Raw genomic sequence first — 15,956 nt, forward strand, 5'->3', positions numbered from 1 at the left:
ATTGCTGGTTTCCATTTACTTTCTATGCAAAATTACCAATAATATATTCTATTTTACCCTTAATACTAATTTAACATACTATGTATGGTAATATTCCATATAAATTGGAAAAAATGCTAGTGTTTTAAGGCAATATCCCATAGTACTTTTGTCTTGTAATCTTAAAAAACGAAACGTTATGAAATCAGTTTTAAATTATGTTACAGTAGCAGCATTCCTTTTAGTATCATCATTAGGGTTTGCAAATGGACCAGAAAACACTTTTGGTAAAAAAGGAATGGCTAAAAGTGAAGTAGAAAAGAAATTAATCAAAATTGAATTAGATCCTGTTTTTGTAAAAAAAGGAGAAAAATTATTATTGAACCTACTAAACCTTACACAAGGTACGGTTCTTCTTAAAGTATATGACAGCCAAGGTAGACTTGTATACAACGAATCTATTGATGGTAAAATGGTTATTGAAAAGGCTTTTAATTTTGAAAAAGCTTTTGAAGATGAATATACTGTAGTAGTGGTTGATAGGTTGGGTACCTACACAGAAACTATTGCGGTAAAATAAGTTTGTTTAGTTAATTTCAGTGCAAGGAGGCCCATTTATGGGCCTTTTTTTATACATACCTTTTTAGTCGTTCTCTTTTATAAAGTGGCAAGGCCTCATTGGCAATGGCCAATTTTACAAGGTCAATGTCTTTGGTTCTGGAAAACAATAATTTATAAAACTGTTGAACTGTCAAGGCGTTTTCAGATTCTTCTACCAGTTCTAGCGTATCTCCAGTATTGACTTCTCCCACCTCTAAAATTCTAACATAGGTACCTGGAAAACTGTGGTCAATAAATTCTCTTAAGATTTCCTGAGTGCCAAATTTTATGCCCAATTTAAAACAGGGTTCTCTGGGTTGCGTAACCTGAACCAATGCACTTCCAACTTTGTAAATATTACCTATGCGTATTTTAGCTTCATCAAGACCTTCAACAGTCAGATTTTCACCAAACATTCCCCAATTCCATTCTAGAGCTGGATATCTTTCTTTCCAATAGGGGTAGTGGTCTGCCGAAAATAGGTAACAAGCTTTAAAAACACCTCCGTGTACCTTTCTATCGCTAACAGTATCTTTTGCAACAGCTTCTTCTTCAAGAAGGAGAGGTTCATTTACTGGAAATTTAAAAATCCCCGTAGTGGTTTGCTGGCCATTCCATTGTATTGGAGTTGGGTTGCCTATGTTGGTTGAAATAATTTGCATAGGGTTAAGATAAAAAAACCACCATAAAAAATGGTGGTTTAAGCAAAATGATTTTGTTTGGATTCACTCTTCTTTCTCCAAACGCTTTGTCATACTAAAGCCAACCAAAAGACCTACTCCCGCCATAGTGAAGATTGTTCCGGGATAGGCAACATCAACATGCACGCCAAAACTGTATACTAAGATAGAGGCCAGAAAAATTGCAGTTCCAATACCTATTAAAAGAAGGGAGATGTTTAGGATAATGATTTTCCAAAAAGGGGCAGCGCCGGCTCTCCTTCCTTTAACAAAGATTGAAGCGTCCGCCCCTTTTTCAATTAATGCCAGACGTTCTTTATTTCTGGTTGAAAAATAGAGGTATGCTATTCCAAAGACAACCCCAAATAGTATTGGTATAATGATTAATTCAGATCCCATGACTGTTCGTTTTAAATGATGATTATTTTATTAGTTCATTGTATATGACGACGGTTTTTTGGTTGAGGTTACATTTTTATGATAAAAAAAGAAAATTATGTAACCTAGGAGTATGTTTTGGCGTCCAATGTGCAATGACAACCAATAAAGAAACTAACCTGATCCAGAAAATACGGGATGGTAATACCCATGCTTTTTCGGAGTTGGTTGATGCATATAAGAATTTGGTGTATACTTTAACGTATAGAATGCTGGGAAGCAGAGAAGAGGCTGAAGAAGTATCCCAAGATACTTTTATCAAGATTTTTAAATCACTGCCACATTTTAAAGGGGATTCTAAGCTTTCCACTTGGATTTATAAGGTTGCATACAATACTTGTTTAGATAGAATCAAACAAAATAAAAGGAATAAAACATTTGTAGATATAGACCATGTTAAAGATGTTGCATTTGTAAGCATGAACAATGCATTGGATAAAATGTTACAAGAGGAAAGAAAAGAGTTGATTAAAAGATGTTTGAATTTATTACCTAGCAATGATGTTGGGCTTCTTACACTTTTTTATTTTGAAGAACAAAATCTAGCAGAAATGGAAAAGACTTTAGATATTCCTGTTAGCACTATAAAAGTGCAACTCTTTAGGGCAAGAAAAAAGTTTGCCAAAGTGTTGGAGGAGAATTTAGAAAAAGAAATATTTCAGAACTATGGATAAGACTGACGAAAGGGAATTAGAGGATTTTGTGGACAAAATTATGGATGAAACGATCTTGGAATCTCCTTCATCCAATTTCACGGATACCATAATGTCTCAAATCGTTGAAACAGAAATGAAAGCTTCCATAGAATATAAACCTTTGATGCCTAAGAGTGTTTTGGTTTTCTTGTGTATTGTATTGGTTGGGCTAACTGGATATTTGGCTTCAGACTATAGCTTAGATAATGAGACATGGTTTGGAAACGGGCAGGTTGATTTATTTTTTGAAAGAATTTTAGCTTGGCCTCAAATACTGTCATCTTCAAAAATAACCATGTATGCAGTACTATTTTTCGGGCTGTTGTTTTTGATTCAAATTCCTTGGTTAAAAAGATACTTTGACAATAGTTGGATGTTAAGATGACAAGTAGAAGTATGCCCAATACATTAAGCCAAATTGTAATGGTATTCTAAGTAAGAGTATCCATTTTGGTATTCCTGCACCTTCTTTTTCACCAGATAGCATATAAAAGTGAACCAGTAAGAAAACAAGAAGCATTGCTATAATTGCATAGATGCTAAGGTTCCTAGTTTGCTCAAAGCAAAGTGCAATACCCAAAACAATCTCTACAAGGCCGCTTAGCAGAACCAATAGCTTATGATTTGGGAGATATCTGGGCATTATGCGCAGATAGGCCTTTGGATAACCAAAATGGGCAACACCCGCAATCATATACATGCCAGCCATTACATAAAGATGCCAAGGGTTTTCCATTGAGATAAAAATAAGAAAGGCAGGTGATACTACCTGCCCTTATCTAAGATTTATGAAATAGAGATTACTTTATCATCTCGTAACTCCGCGAAATAAAATTGGTAAGCTCTTCTCCTTTTAATAGTCCTTTGGACAAGCGTGCCAAATCTAGCGATTGATTGATCAATCGTTCACGTTTTTTGGCCGTTTTGGTATTCAAAATTTCGCCTACCAATTCATGATTGGTGTTTACGATAAGGTTGTACATTTCTGGCATATTGCCCATGCCAAACATTCCTCCACCGCCACCGGTTTGCTGCATCTCCTTCATCCTACGCATAAATTCTGGCTCTGTAATAATAAATGGCGAAGCAGCACTGTCCATAGCTTCCAGTTGGATAGTGTACCCTTTATCTGTTGTGACCTTTTCCAACTCAGCCTTTAGGCTGTCCTTTTCTTCATCAGAAAGCTTAGAAATGGCTGAATCCTCTTTTTTAATAAGGTTGTCCAAATGATCAGCATCTACTCTTGCAAAGGACAAATTCTCTTTAGAGGTCTCCAATTTTTGCATCAAGTGCGATATGATTGGTGAATCCATCAATAGTACCTCAAATCCTTTTGCTTTTGCAGCTTCAATATAGCTGTGTTGCGCTTCTTTGTCTGATGCGTATAATACAACCAACTTATCATCCTTATCCGTCTGGTTGTCCTTTATGTTGTTCTGTAGTTCCTCAAAAGTGAAGAATTTGCCATCCACCGTTGGGTACAATGCAAATTTGTCCGCTTTTTCAAAGAATTTATCTTCGGAAAGCATCCCGTATTCAATAACCACTTTAATATCGTTCCACTTTTGTTCAAAATCTTCACGATTGTTTTTGAAGAGCGAACTCAATTTATCAGCAACTTTTTTTGTGATGTAAGAAGAAATCTTTTTAACTGCACCATCTGCTTGTAAATAAGACCTTGAAACGTTCAATGGGATGTCTGGAGAATCTATAACACCGCGTAACATGGTTAAAAATTCGGGAACAATACCTTCCACATTGTCCGTTACAAAAACCTGGTTTTGATACAGTTGAATCCTATCCTTTTGGATATTCAAGTCATTAGTCAACTTTGGGAAATAAAGGATACCTGTTAAGTTGAAAGGATAATCCACATTTAAATGAATGTTGAACAAAGGCTCTTCAAATTGCATTGGGTACAATTCTCTATAGAAACTCTTGTAATCCTCATCCTTTAAATCAGCAGGCTTCTTTGTCCATGCCGGGTTAGGATTGTTGATGATATCGTCTACCTCTTGCGTAGGTGCTGGATCTTCTTCTTTTGCACCTTCTGGTTTTGGAAGTGTCTCCGTTTTCATTCCAAACTTAATTGGAATGGGCATAAACTTGTTGTATTTGGTCAACAGTTCACGAATCTTGGAATCTTCTAAAAACTCTGTTGAATCCTCCGCTATGTGAAGAATAATATCTGTTCCTCTGTCTTCTTTCTTGGCTTTTTTCAGTGTGAATTCCGGAGAACCGTCACAAGTCCAATATACCGCTGGCTCGTCCTTAAAACTTTTGGAAATAATCTCCACTTTGTCCGCTACCATAAAAGCGGAATAGAATCCTAGACCAAAATGACCAATAATGCCTGCATCTTTTCCGGCATCTTTGTATTTGTCCAAAAATTCCTCAGCACCTGAAAAAGCTACTTCGTTAATGTATTTTTTTACTTCATCTTCAGTCATCCCGATACCTTGATCGGTAATCTTAATCTGTTTTTTGTCCTTATCAATGCTAACTTCTATTCTAGGAGATCCGTACTCAACCTTAGCCTCACCAATAGAAGTAAGATGTTTAAGTTTTAGGGTTGCATCCGTAGCATTAGAAATAAGCTCTCGCAAAAAGATTTCGTGATCGCTGTAGAGAAATTTTTTAATTAGGGGAAATATGTTTTCTACTGAAACATTGATTTTACCTGTAGCCATTGTTTAATAGTTTTCTTTAATTCTTTATGGGATGTCAAAAAAAGTACCAGAGTGGTATATATGACAAACTGACACGGAAATGCGCTTTTAACAAGAATCAGTCAATTTTTAACATAGTTTGTTTATCTTTTAACCAAAAAGAATAAACAAAATGATTATATTTGTAGTGTTATAGAAAAATTGCTATGAAATAGTATCATGCTATAACAAGTTTGTTTATTTATTGGTTAGGTTGTTGAAAACGCACTTTCGCCCGAAAGTGCGTTTTCCTTTTGATTTCTTAAGAAATCTTAACTTAATTTCTGTTGCATAAATCGTATTTTTGATTAAACATAAAATGCTATGGCAAATACTTCAAATTCAAAAATTACAGAGGAAAAAATTATAAGTTGGTTCATGGATACTGTCTTGGAACATGAAGTGATACCAAAATCCATTTACAAGTTCTGCAAGGAGAATAAAATAAGAGAAGAAGAATTCTACAAGTACTTTGGTTCTTTTGATGGTTTACAACATGCTATTTGGCAAAAGTTCTTTCAGAATACAATATCCGTTATGCAAAAGAATAAAGGATATGCCGCAATGACCAATGAAGATAAGATGCTTACCTTTTTCTTTACCCTCTTTGAATCATTGACGTTGAATAGGAGCTATGTACTTTTTGTTTTGAAGGAACATAGGAACACCATGGAGAAATTAGGTCAACTAAAAGGCCTTAGAAACCATATCAAAGATTTTGCTTCTGAACTTATTGAGGAACGTAATAGCGAAAAGAATTTAAAAATTCTTAAGCATAGTCCGCAATTATTTTCAGAGGGGGCATGGCTGCAATTCTTGTTCCTCCTAAAATTTTGGATGGATGATAATTCCCCGGATTTTGAAAAGACAGACATTGCCATAGAAAAATCGGTCACCACAATTTTTCAAGTTTTTGAAAGTGCACCATTGGAGAAAATCATCGATTTTGGAAAATTCCTTTATAAAGAAAATTTTGCTTAGTTGCCTATGAAGACATTGGATAGTATTCCCACGGGAAAGATTGAAAGAGCAGGAAAACTTGTTAAAACAGGTGTAAAGATTGGAGGGAACTACGTAAAGTATTATGGCAAAAAATTAGTCAATTCAGAGACTGCAAAAGAAGAACTTGATCAAGATAATGCAGAAGATATTTATGACGGCTTAAAGAGCCTTAAGGGGAGTGCCCTTAAGGTGGCCCAAATGCTTAGTATGGAGAAAAATCTCTTGCCAAGTGCCTATGTAGAGAAATTTTCTCTTTCCCAATTTTCTGTGCCACCATTGTCAGCCCCCTTGGTCAGAAAAACATTTAAAAAGTATCTCAATAAATATCCTGAGGATATTTTTGACACCTTCGAAAAAGATTCTATTAATGCCGCCAGTATTGGTCAAGTGCATAAGGCAAGAAAGGATGGGAAGGAATTGGCAGTTAAAATTCAGTATCCCGGAGTTGCTGAAAGTATAAGTAGCGATTTGGCTATTGTAAAACCTATAGCGATTAGAATGTTCAACCTAAAAGGTAAAGATTCTGAGAAATATTTTAAAGAGGTTGAAAACAAGCTTGTAGAAGAAACCAACTACATTTTAGAGCTCAAGCAGAGCGAAGAAATTACCCAAGCATGTGCCAATATTCCAAACATGGAGTTTCCCAATTATTACCAAGGTTTATCCAGTGAACGTATCCTTACGATGGATTGGATGAAGGGAAAACACCTTAGCGAGTTTACCAATACCGATTTTGACCAAAACCTGGGCGATAAACTGGGGCAGGCCTTATGGAATTTTTATATGTTTCAAATCCATAGTTTACGAAAAGTACATGCAGACCCGCACCCAGGAAATTTTTTGGTCAGTGCCAATGAAACCCTTATCGCCATAGATTTTGGTTGTATAAAGGAGATTCCAGATGAGTTTTATGTACCCTATTTTGAATTGGCCAAGGAAGACAACATTAACAATGATGAGGTCTTTATGGAAAAACTGTACGAACTTGAAATTTTAACCTCCACTGATTCAGAAAAGGAGCTAGAATTTTTCAAGGCACTGTTTAAAGAAATGCTTACGCTTTTCACCTCCCCATTTCATCAAGAAGATTTCGATTTTGGCGCAGACACGTTTTGGAACAAAATTGCAGATTTAAGTGAACGTTATTCCAAAGATGAACACATTAGAAAAATGAATGGCAACAGAGGGTCTAAACATTTTTTATATATGAACCGAACTTTTTTCGGACTTTACAATTTACTTCACGACCTAAAGGCCAAAGTAAAAGTGAACGACTTTAAAAAGTACATGGACTAATTTTTCTAATATATTCCCACTTCTTTGAATATATTTTTTACTTTTCCGTGAAATAGCCTCAGGATTTTTCAATAATTTTTATCTAAGCATAGTAGTATGTACAATTCAAAAATATCTGGACTCGGGTTTTATGTGCCGGAAAATGTAGTGACCAATGATGACCTGTCCAAACTAATGGATACCAATGATGAATGGATACAGGAGAGAACTGGAATAAAAGAGAGAAGACATGTTGTGAAGGGTACAGATACCACCACCTCAATGGGGGTGAAAGCAGCCAAAATTGCCATTGATCGAGCTGGTATTGATAAAGATGAAATAGACTTCATTGTTTTTGCCACGCTTAGCCCAGATTATTATTTCCCTGGACCTGGAGTATTGGTGCAGCGCGATTTGGGCATTAAAACAGTGGGCGCATTAGATGTAAGAAATCAATGTTCTGGATTTGTCTATGGGGTTTCAGTGGCAGACCAATACATTAAAAGCGGGATGTACAAAAATGTACTGGTAATTGGTTCTGAATTACATTCCCATGGTTTGGATATGACTACAAGAGGTAGGGGAGTATCCGTAATTTTTGGAGATGGTGCTGGTGCTGCTGTTTTGACTAGGGAAGAAGATATTTCAAAAGGAATTCTTTCTTCACACTTACATTCAGAAGGGCAGCATGCTGAAGAATTATCATTGATTGCTCCTGGAATGGGTAAAAGATGGGTCACCGATATTATTGAAGATGAAGATCCAGAGGATACGTCGTATTTCCCATATATGAATGGACAATTTGTGTTTAAGAATGCAGTAGTTCGTTTTAGTGAAGTGATTATGGAGGGCTTACAGACCAATAATTTGACCCCACAGGATATCGATATGCTTATCCCACATCAAGCCAATCTGCGCATCGCACAGTTTATTCAAAAGAAGTTTGGTTTATCTAATGATCAGGTGTTTAACAACATCATGAAATACGGTAATACCACTGCAGCCTCCATCCCAATTGCTTTGACTGAAGCATGGGAAGCAGGTAAGGTAAAATCTGGAGATTTGGTGGTTTTAGCTGCTTTCGGAAGTGGATTTACATGGGGCAGTGTCATTATGAAATGGTAATTAGGTATGGGCAGAAAGCTGGATAAATTAACCCCCGCCCTGATTGATTTTATTAAAAATCAAAAACTATTTTTCGTTGCTACGGCTATGGATGAAGGTTTTATAAACCTTTCTCCAAAAGGATTGGATTCATTTCGGATTGTGAATGAAAATAACGTAATCTGGTTAAACCTGACGGGTAGTGGTAATGAAACAGCTGCTCATCTAAAAAATAATAGCCGAATAACCCTAATGTTTTGTGCTTTTGATGGTGATCCAATCATTTTAAGACTCTATGGAAATGCAGAGGTCTACCATAGAAATTCTCAATTTTGGAAAGAACACATAACATTATTCCCAAAATTGGCAGGGAGTAGGCAATTAGTCGATGTAAAGATTGATATGGTACAGATTTCCTGTGGTATGGGAGTTCCCATAATGGAATATAAGAATCAACGGCAAGCCTTGGTGGATTGGGCAGAAAACCAAGGAGAGGAAGGTTTAAAAAAGTATTGGGAAAAGAAAAATACTGTTAGTTTGGATGGGTTCGACACCCATATTTTGGATTAAAAAGCAAAACCCTGGTTTCATCCAATGGAAACCAGGGTTTTTATTGATAGCCCTTGAAAGATTAACCAACCAACACTCTTACAAGGAAAATCAAATACTGTTATAATATTCCCCCACTGGATTGTTTGGTATTACTATCTCTTCTTTTTCGTTGCTTGGCTCTGTTTTTACCACTACCGAAGCGATAAGATAAGCCAGCATATACGTTGTTGCTCTCCCAGTTAAATCCTCCAACCTGATCATATGGGCGATCTCCGTCAAAGCCAAATCGCATCGTGTTGAACATGTCGTTATAGTTTAGGCTAATGGTTCCTTTGCCCTGGGCGAAACTATAGCGCGCTCCCAGATTTACAAAGTACATTGGTTCAGCAGTAAATTGTATGGTTCTATTTTGACCTCTGTAAAACCCAAATAGTTGTAATGTCAATTCCTTGTTTACTTTAAAACTATTGTTCATTCGCAGGTTCCAAGCTGTGTTGTCTACCTCCACCCGTTCCACTATAATATCATTTTCTGTTGGGTTTGGACTATCCCCACTCAAACTTTCAGTAATACCTCTTTGGGTTTGAGAGTAAAAGTCGAAACTGCCATTAATGCTCCACCATTGTGCTACTTTATAATTGGTCGAAAGCTCAAAACCATAGGCCGAGGTGTTATCGAAATTGTCGAAAGTCAATATCAACTTATTGAAATCCAATCGGTCTACATAAACCGCTCTATTTATTTCATCAGAAATTGATCTGTAAAACACACCTCCGGTTACACTACCATTTTTAATGCGCTTGGTATAATTAGCCTCGTAGGAATTGGTGAATTGTGGCACAAGACTTGGGTTTCCAAAGGAAGAAATCAATGGGGTGGCCCATTCTCTAATTGGATTTACTTGTTGCAAGCCAGGCCTATCCACACGTCTGCTATAACTTATTTGCAATTGATCTTTATCGTTAGGGCTATAGGTTACAAATGCTGAAGGATATACCTGCGTATATTTATCGGTAAACGACCTAACTCTATTGGTATCGGCCTTAACCTCGACATCCTCTACACGAATTCCCGCCTGATAAGAGAATTTTCCTCTGGTCTGGCTAAAGGTTGCATAAGCAGAGTATATATCCATGTCATACGTAAAAGCTGTACTTGGGGTAGGGATAAGGTCTCCATTGGAATTAAATGATAATCCTGTTGACGAATAATCTACATCTGTACCAAAAATTCTGGATTCAAGACCAACTTCTAATTTAGAAATGCTGTCCAATGGGTTAACATAATCTAAATTGGCAATAGTCTGCGTACGTTCCGTGTCTACAAAATCCATATAGTCTGGAAACAGGGTTGCACCAGTTGAATCAAAATTGGCATCTTGGTTACTATCAAACCTATTGTAGTCCACTTCTAATTCTATATTATGGCCTTCCTTTTTAAAATCCAGCTTGTAATCGAAATTGTACTGTTCACTTTGGTTTTCACTATCATCCCTGAAAAACTGCGTTACGTTTCTCGAGAGATCATTGTTATAAGTAACTCGCGTTGTACCCAATCCATCTCCATCAAAAATGTTTTGATTAGTAAAAACTGAAATAGTGTTTTTATCGTTTAGGTAAAAATCTACGCCAACTTTATAGAGATGGGATTTGTTATTATTAAAGAAATCAAATGCTTGTAACGAATTTTCATCTATCCTTAAAATAGTCCCATCGTTTACGTATTTCCCTATATTATTGCCATAATTACCGTAAAAGTTAAATTTTCCCTGTCTGTAATTAAGGTCTATGGAGCTGTTGAACTTAGCCTCGATTCCTTTGGTTAAACCAGTTGTGATGTTACCGTTGAATCCTATATTGGCATTTTTGTGCAGCACAATATTAATGATACCGCTCATACCTTCGGGGTTGTATTTTGCCGAAGGATTGGTAATCAATTCAATGGATTTTATTGATGTTGATGGTATCTGACGCAACAATTGTGCAACAGGTACATTGGATAGTTTACCGTCAACCATCACTCGAACATTGGAGTTTCCACGCATGGTAATGTCACCAGTTTGAGAGTCTACATTTACAGAAGGAATATTATTCATGATGTCGGATGCCGTTGCGCCCGCCGTGGTAAGATCTTTACCAACATTTATAACTTTTCGATCTACACGTTGTTCAATTGTTGTGCGTTCCGCAACCACTTCCACTTCAGATAATTCTTCAGTCTCCTCCATTAACGTAATGGTTCCGACATCCACTTTTCTATTTTTCTTGGTGATAACCAATTTTTGGGAATGCGTCTTATATCCTATAAACTGAACCTCTAAGATAAAAGAACCTTCAGGTAATTTTTTTATTTCAAAAGTTCCATTTTCTGTGGTAATACCACCGGTGATGGTCTTACTGCCATCTTCAGATTTAATAACAATGGCCGCATAGGCTACGGGTTGATTTAACGCATTATCAATAATAGTACCCGATATGGAGCCTATTGGTGGTTCTGTATTGTTGTTTGCAAAAAGATTTGAAGCAAAAACACTGCACAAGAACAGTGTGAAAAGTAAAAGTACTCTTTTCATGAGTTTGTTCGTTTTTTGATTAGATTGATGTTGTCTACAAGACGACGTTAAATTAAAGATGTTACAGATGGAAGAGAGTTTAACATTTTTTTATAAAATAGATGATCCAAAGAAACTGCAAGGCAGCACAATTTTGGTGGACAAAATCACCTGGGAGAAGAAAAAATAAACCCTGACTCTCGATAGTAACCGAAACGCCAGGGCTTTTACATTGATAAGCTATACTAAACACTAACCATTAACTATAAAAAAATACAGTCTTACCAATGATTATTTTTCTATGTACAATAGACGAGTTTTTTTTTGATTAGTTACAATCTTTGATTTAGTTTAACATATAAATTAACAAATGAATAAAACTCTTGTTTTTGGAGCATCCTTAAATCCAAGCAGATATAGTAATCTGGCAATTCATCGTTTGGTTGACAATAAAATTGAAACAGTGGCATTTGGGATGAGGGAAGGGACTGTTTCTGGAGTACAAATTAAGAACAAGCTGGGTGATTTTCAAAATATTGATACTATAACCTTATACATGAACCCTTCCAGACAAAAGCAGTATTACGAGGATATCCTGTATTTACGGCCTCGGAGAGTTATTTTTAACCCAGGTACAGAAAACCCAGAATTTTACCAAATATTAAAAGAGAATGATATTATGGTAGAAGTGGCCTGCTCCTTGGTGCTACTAGCTACTGGTCAATATTAGGAGTTACAACACCTTTTTTCCTTATGAGCCAAAGTCCAAAGAAGGTCAATAATCCATTTAAGGGAAGCAACTCATACCCCACAACATATCCGCCTAGGTAGGCTGAAGGAATATTGGCTACTAGCGCAATAATAACTACAGAGAGTACTGCAACAATCCAAACGTAACTGTCCTTTATTTTGTGTTTGGTGAAAATGCCAAATGCAAAAAGACCCAATAATGGTCCATACGTATAGCCAGCTACAATAAGAAGGCTATCGATAACATTTCTGTTTAATATGTATTTAAAGGAAATAATTACGATGATCAGCATTACGCTCATAGCAATATGAGTTCGCTTACGAATCTTCTTTTGATTTGCCTCTTCTTGTTTTTCCACGTTTAAAAAATCAACACAAAAAGATGTGGTCAAAGAGGTTAAAGCACTATCGGCACTGCTATAAGCAGCAGCAATGAGTCCTAACATAAAGGTTATGGCCAATGTTTTGCCTAAACCACTATTCAATGCTATTTCTGGAAACAACAAGTCCGTTTTGGGTTGTCCATCCATTAACGGAACCGCAATACCATTTTTATTTGCATAAATAAATAACAATGCACCTAAAAGCATGAATAAAAAGGTAACAGCAACCAAGACTATACTGAAAGAAACCATATTTTTTTGAGCATCCTTTAATGACTTACAGGTAAGGTTCTTTTGCATCATATCCTGATCTAATCCCGTCATGCAAATGGTAACGAACATTCCTCCCACAAAAGACTTTATAAAATGGTTTCTATCTAGAAAACTATCCGTAAAAAGAAATTTGCTATATGGTTCGAGTTCTGCGGAACTTAGGAATTCACCAAATGTCCAGTTTAGCTCATCAAGGATGAAGAGTACAGAAAGTACTACGGCCAGAATCATAAAAAGTGTTTGTAAAGTATCCGTCCAGACAATCGTTTTTATACCACCTCTATTGGTATAAATCCATATCAATAAAATGGAGATAATTACCGTGAACTCAAATCGAATTCCTAAATCATCAAACACAAATTGCTGCAGGACGATGGCTACCAGATATAATCTGAACGCAGCGCCTAATACCCTTGAGACAAAAAAGAAAAAAGCACCCGTCTTATGACTTATAGTGCCAAACCTATCCAATAAATACTCGTAAATGGATGTGAGATTGAGCTTATAATACAACGGAAGCAAAACAAAAGCAACAACAAAATATCCGAACAGATAACCTAGCACCACCTGCATATAACCAAATTGCGAAGCCTCAATCCACCCGGGAACAGAGATAAAGGTAACCCCAGAGAGTGAGGCACCCACCATTCCAAACGCCACCAAATACCAAGGTGATTGCTTGCCTGCCTTAAAAAAATCTGAATTTGAATCGTTTTTTCCCGTGAAATAAGAGATAATCATCAGAACTAAAAAATAAGCACCAATGAGCAAAAGAATTTGTGTTGCGGACATAAAAGGAATTTGATTTGCAAAGTACAAAAGTAAATTGGTAATGGTAAAATCGTAATTTTGCCAGATAATTGAAAATATGGAGTTTTCATCAAAACTTTTAGAGAACGCAGTATATGAAATGTCTCAATTGCCCGGCATTGGCAAGCGAACGGCCCTAAGATTGGTTTTGCATCTGCTGAAACAGCCAGAAGAGCGTACCAATATGCTGTCTGATGCTCTAATGAGCTTAAGAAGCAACATAAATTTTTGTGCTACCTGTCATAACATATCAGATACGATCCTTTGTGAGATTTGCAGCAATACCAAAAGGGACGAGTCTTTGGTTTGTGTTGTAGAAGACATTAGAGATGTAATGGCAATCGAAAATACGTCCCAATATAATGGACTGTACCATGTTTTAGGTGGAAAAATATCACCTATGGAAGGTGTAGGGCCACAGGATTTGAATATTAACTCACTAATAAGACGAGTAAAAGAAGGTCAGGTGAGCGAGCTGATTTTTGCTTTAAGTTCCACCATGGAAGGAGATACCACAAATTTTTATATCTACAAGCAGTTGGAAGGTTTGGACGTAACCACTTCTACCATTGCCAGAGGAATATCTGTTGGGGATGAATTGGAATATGCAGATGAGGTAACTTTAGGAAGGAGTATTCTTAACCGAGTTCCCTTTGAAAGTTCTATTAAGGCAAATTAATAGATGGTTAAATAATGCACATAAATTAAGAATAAGGAGATTTCTTTATTATTTTTGCAAAATATAAGTCGATATTACTCCGTTAAATAAGAATATGTCAAAGTTTGAATTGAAATTACCGCAGATGGGAGAGAGTGTTGCCGAAGCAACATTAACTACATGGTTAAAGGACGTTGGAGATACCATTGAGTTGGATGAGGCAATTTTTGAAATTGCTACTGACAAGGTTGACTCTGAAGTTCCTAGTGAAGTGGAAGGTGTGCTGCTGGAAAAACGATTTGAAGTAGATGACATCATCAAAGTAGGTGAAGTTGTAGCGGTTATTCAAACGGATGGAGCTGTAGATGTATCTTCCAATGGAACGGACACTGTAGATGAAGCTGAAGATGTTGTAGAAGTGCCAGTTGCAGTAATTGAAAATCAAATGGCTGAGGTAAAAGAAACCATTTCCATACCCGCGCAGGATTTTTCAAGTTCAGAACGGTTTTATTCTCCATTGGTCAAAAATATTGCCAAGGAAGAAGGAATTTCCATGGATGAATTGGAAGCCATTATTGGAACAGGAAAAGAAGGAAGAGTGACCAAGAATGATATTAAAGCATTTTTGGATAATCGCTCTTCAAATGGGACTAAATCACCGGTGCCAGTTGCAAAGACTGAACAAGTAGTGACTTCTGCTCCTTCCGCGGAAATTAAAAAAGAAGCACGTCATGAAAAACCAAAAACTGCTCCAGTACCTGTGGCGGATGGTGATGAAATAATTCCACTCACGCGTATGGGTAAATTAATTGCGCATCATATGGTGGATAGTATTGCCACTTCTGCCCATGTACAAAGTTTTGTAGAGGTTGATGTGACCAATGTGGTTAACTGGAGAAATAACAATAAAAAAGCTTTTGAGGCACGCGAAGGTGAAAAATTGACCTTCACTCCAATTTTTATGGAAGCCGTGGCGATGGCTTTAAAAAAATATCCAATGATTAATATTTCCTTGGATGGAGATAAGGTTATTAAAAAGAAAAACATCAACTTGGGAATGGCTGCCGCATTGCCTGATGGTAATCTAATAGTTCCTGTTATTAAAAATGCAGACCAACTTAATTTGGTTGGTATGGCAAAAACAGTGAACGATCTTGCCAGTAGAGCAAGAAACAATCAGTTAAAACCAGATGAGGTAAAAGATGGTACTTATACGGTGACCAATGTGGGCTCTTTCGGAAGCATATTTGGAACGCCTATTATTAATCAGCCTCAAGTGGGAATCTTGGCTCTAGGTGCAATTAGAAAAATGCCTTCCGTTATCGAGACCGATCAAGGGGAGTACATAGGCATTAGAAGCAAAATGTTCCTTTCCCATAGCTATGACCATAGGGTTGTAAATGGCGCTCTTGGTGGAATGTTTGTTAAAACAGTAGCCGATTATCTCGAAGCTTGGGATATAAATAGAGAAATCTAGCCCTAAAAACATAGCTATTCC

Annotated in this window: 16 protein-coding genes; 10 read left to right on the forward strand and 6 right to left on the reverse strand. The window is 36.7% G+C overall.

What is annotated here, in order from left to right:
• Positions 1-178: 178 nt before the first annotated feature.
• Complete coding sequence (locus tag FVB32_RS17185) at positions 179-559, forward strand: hypothetical protein (protein ID WP_147745106.1); 381 nt, start codon at positions 179-181, stop codon at positions 557-559.
• A 49-nt stretch (positions 560-608) separates the two neighbouring features.
• On the opposite strand, the gene FVB32_RS17190 is transcribed toward FVB32_RS17185, so the two are convergent.
• On the reverse strand, positions 609-1,241 hold the full coding sequence (locus tag FVB32_RS17190; RefSeq protein WP_147745107.1) for an MOSC domain-containing protein: 633 nt from the start codon (positions 1,239-1,241) through the stop codon (positions 609-611).
• A gap of 63 nt (positions 1,242-1,304) precedes the next feature.
• Entirely contained in the window at positions 1,305-1,658 is a 354-nt protein-coding gene (locus FVB32_RS17195; RefSeq protein ID WP_147745108.1) for a DUF6249 domain-containing protein, read from the reverse strand.
• A gap of 134 nt (positions 1,659-1,792) precedes the next feature.
• Here FVB32_RS17195 and FVB32_RS17200 point away from each other — a divergent pair, with 134 nt between their 5' ends.
• Together FVB32_RS17200 and FVB32_RS17205 are read left to right on the forward strand one after the other, a co-directional pair.
• On the forward strand, positions 1,793-2,371 hold the full coding sequence (locus FVB32_RS17200; RefSeq protein ID WP_147745109.1) for an RNA polymerase sigma factor: 579 nt from the start codon (positions 1,793-1,795) through the stop codon (positions 2,369-2,371).
• Entirely contained in the window at positions 2,364-2,777 is a 414-nt protein-coding gene (locus FVB32_RS17205; RefSeq protein WP_147745110.1) for a hypothetical protein, read from the forward strand. The genes FVB32_RS17200 and FVB32_RS17205 overlap by 8 nt, the downstream gene beginning before the upstream one ends.
• Here FVB32_RS17205 and FVB32_RS17210 read toward each other — a convergent pair.
• Positions 2,769-3,128 carry a DoxX family protein gene (locus FVB32_RS17210; protein WP_147745111.1) on the reverse strand — a complete coding sequence of 120 codons (360 nt, stop codon included), beginning with the start codon at positions 3,126-3,128 and terminating at the stop codon, positions 2,769-2,771. The genes FVB32_RS17205 and FVB32_RS17210 overlap by 9 nt on opposite strands.
• Before the next feature lie 64 nt (positions 3,129-3,192).
• The gene (gene htpG / locus FVB32_RS17215; RefSeq protein WP_147745112.1) at positions 3,193-5,082 is read right to left on the reverse strand and encodes a molecular chaperone HtpG; all 1,890 of its coding nucleotides are present in this window, start codon (positions 5,080-5,082) and stop codon (positions 3,193-3,195) included.
• Between the two features lie 342 nt (positions 5,083-5,424).
• On the opposite strand from htpG, the gene FVB32_RS17220 reads away from it, so the two are divergent.
• The 4 genes from FVB32_RS17220 to FVB32_RS17235 all read left to right on the forward strand — a co-directional run bounded on the left by FVB32_RS17220 (position 5,425) and on the right by FVB32_RS17235 (position 9,051).
• Positions 5,425-6,081 carry a TetR family transcriptional regulator C-terminal domain-containing protein gene (locus tag FVB32_RS17220; RefSeq protein WP_147745113.1) on the forward strand — a complete coding sequence of 219 codons (657 nt, stop codon included), beginning with the start codon at positions 5,425-5,427 and terminating at the stop codon, positions 6,079-6,081.
• Positions 6,082-6,087: 6 nt separating this feature from the next.
• Complete coding sequence (locus FVB32_RS17225) at positions 6,088-7,398, forward strand: ABC1 kinase family protein (protein WP_147745114.1); 1,311 nt, start codon at positions 6,088-6,090, stop codon at positions 7,396-7,398.
• A 96-nt stretch (positions 7,399-7,494) separates the two neighbouring features.
• Positions 7,495-8,502 carry a 3-oxoacyl-ACP synthase III family protein gene (locus tag FVB32_RS17230; RefSeq protein WP_147745115.1) on the forward strand — a complete coding sequence of 336 codons (1,008 nt, stop codon included), beginning with the start codon at positions 7,495-7,497 and terminating at the stop codon, positions 8,500-8,502.
• A gap of 6 nt (positions 8,503-8,508) precedes the next feature.
• The gene (locus tag FVB32_RS17235; protein WP_147745116.1) at positions 8,509-9,051 is read left to right on the forward strand and encodes a pyridoxamine 5'-phosphate oxidase family protein; all 543 of its coding nucleotides are present in this window, start codon (positions 8,509-8,511) and stop codon (positions 9,049-9,051) included.
• Between the two features lie 100 nt (positions 9,052-9,151).
• Here FVB32_RS17235 and FVB32_RS17240 read toward each other — a convergent pair whose 3' ends face one another.
• Positions 9,152-11,605: an outer membrane beta-barrel family protein gene (locus FVB32_RS17240; RefSeq protein WP_147745117.1), complete on the reverse strand. Its 2,454-nt coding sequence runs from the start codon at positions 11,603-11,605 to the stop codon at positions 9,152-9,154.
• Positions 11,606-11,954: 349 nt separating this feature from the next.
• Here FVB32_RS17240 and FVB32_RS17245 point away from each other — a divergent pair, with 349 nt between their 5' ends.
• Positions 11,955-12,314 carry a CoA-binding protein gene (locus tag FVB32_RS17245; protein ID WP_147745118.1) on the forward strand — a complete coding sequence of 120 codons (360 nt, stop codon included), beginning with the start codon at positions 11,955-11,957 and terminating at the stop codon, positions 12,312-12,314.
• Here the strand turns inward: FVB32_RS17245 and FVB32_RS17250 are convergent.
• Complete coding sequence (locus FVB32_RS17250) at positions 12,298-13,782, reverse strand: sodium:solute symporter (RefSeq protein WP_147745119.1); 1,485 nt, start codon at positions 13,780-13,782, stop codon at positions 12,298-12,300. The genes FVB32_RS17245 and FVB32_RS17250 overlap by 17 nt on opposite strands.
• Positions 13,783-13,858: 76 nt before the next feature.
• On the opposite strand from FVB32_RS17250, the gene recR reads away from it, so the two are divergent.
• Together recR and FVB32_RS17260 are read left to right on the forward strand one after the other, a co-directional pair.
• Positions 13,859-14,479, forward strand: coding sequence for a recombination mediator RecR (gene recR, locus FVB32_RS17255; RefSeq protein ID WP_147745120.1), 621 nt, complete (start codon positions 13,859-13,861; stop codon positions 14,477-14,479).
• 94 nt (positions 14,480-14,573) lie between these two features.
• Entirely contained in the window at positions 14,574-15,935 is a 1,362-nt protein-coding gene (locus FVB32_RS17260; RefSeq protein ID WP_147745121.1) for a dihydrolipoamide acetyltransferase family protein, read from the forward strand.
• Positions 15,936-15,956 lie beyond the last annotated feature (21 nt).

The sequence above is a fragment of the Flagellimonas hymeniacidonis genome (genome assembly GCF_008040165.1).
In the GTDB taxonomy this organism is placed as follows: domain Bacteria; phylum Bacteroidota; class Bacteroidia; order Flavobacteriales; family Flavobacteriaceae; genus Flagellimonas; species Flagellimonas hymeniacidonis.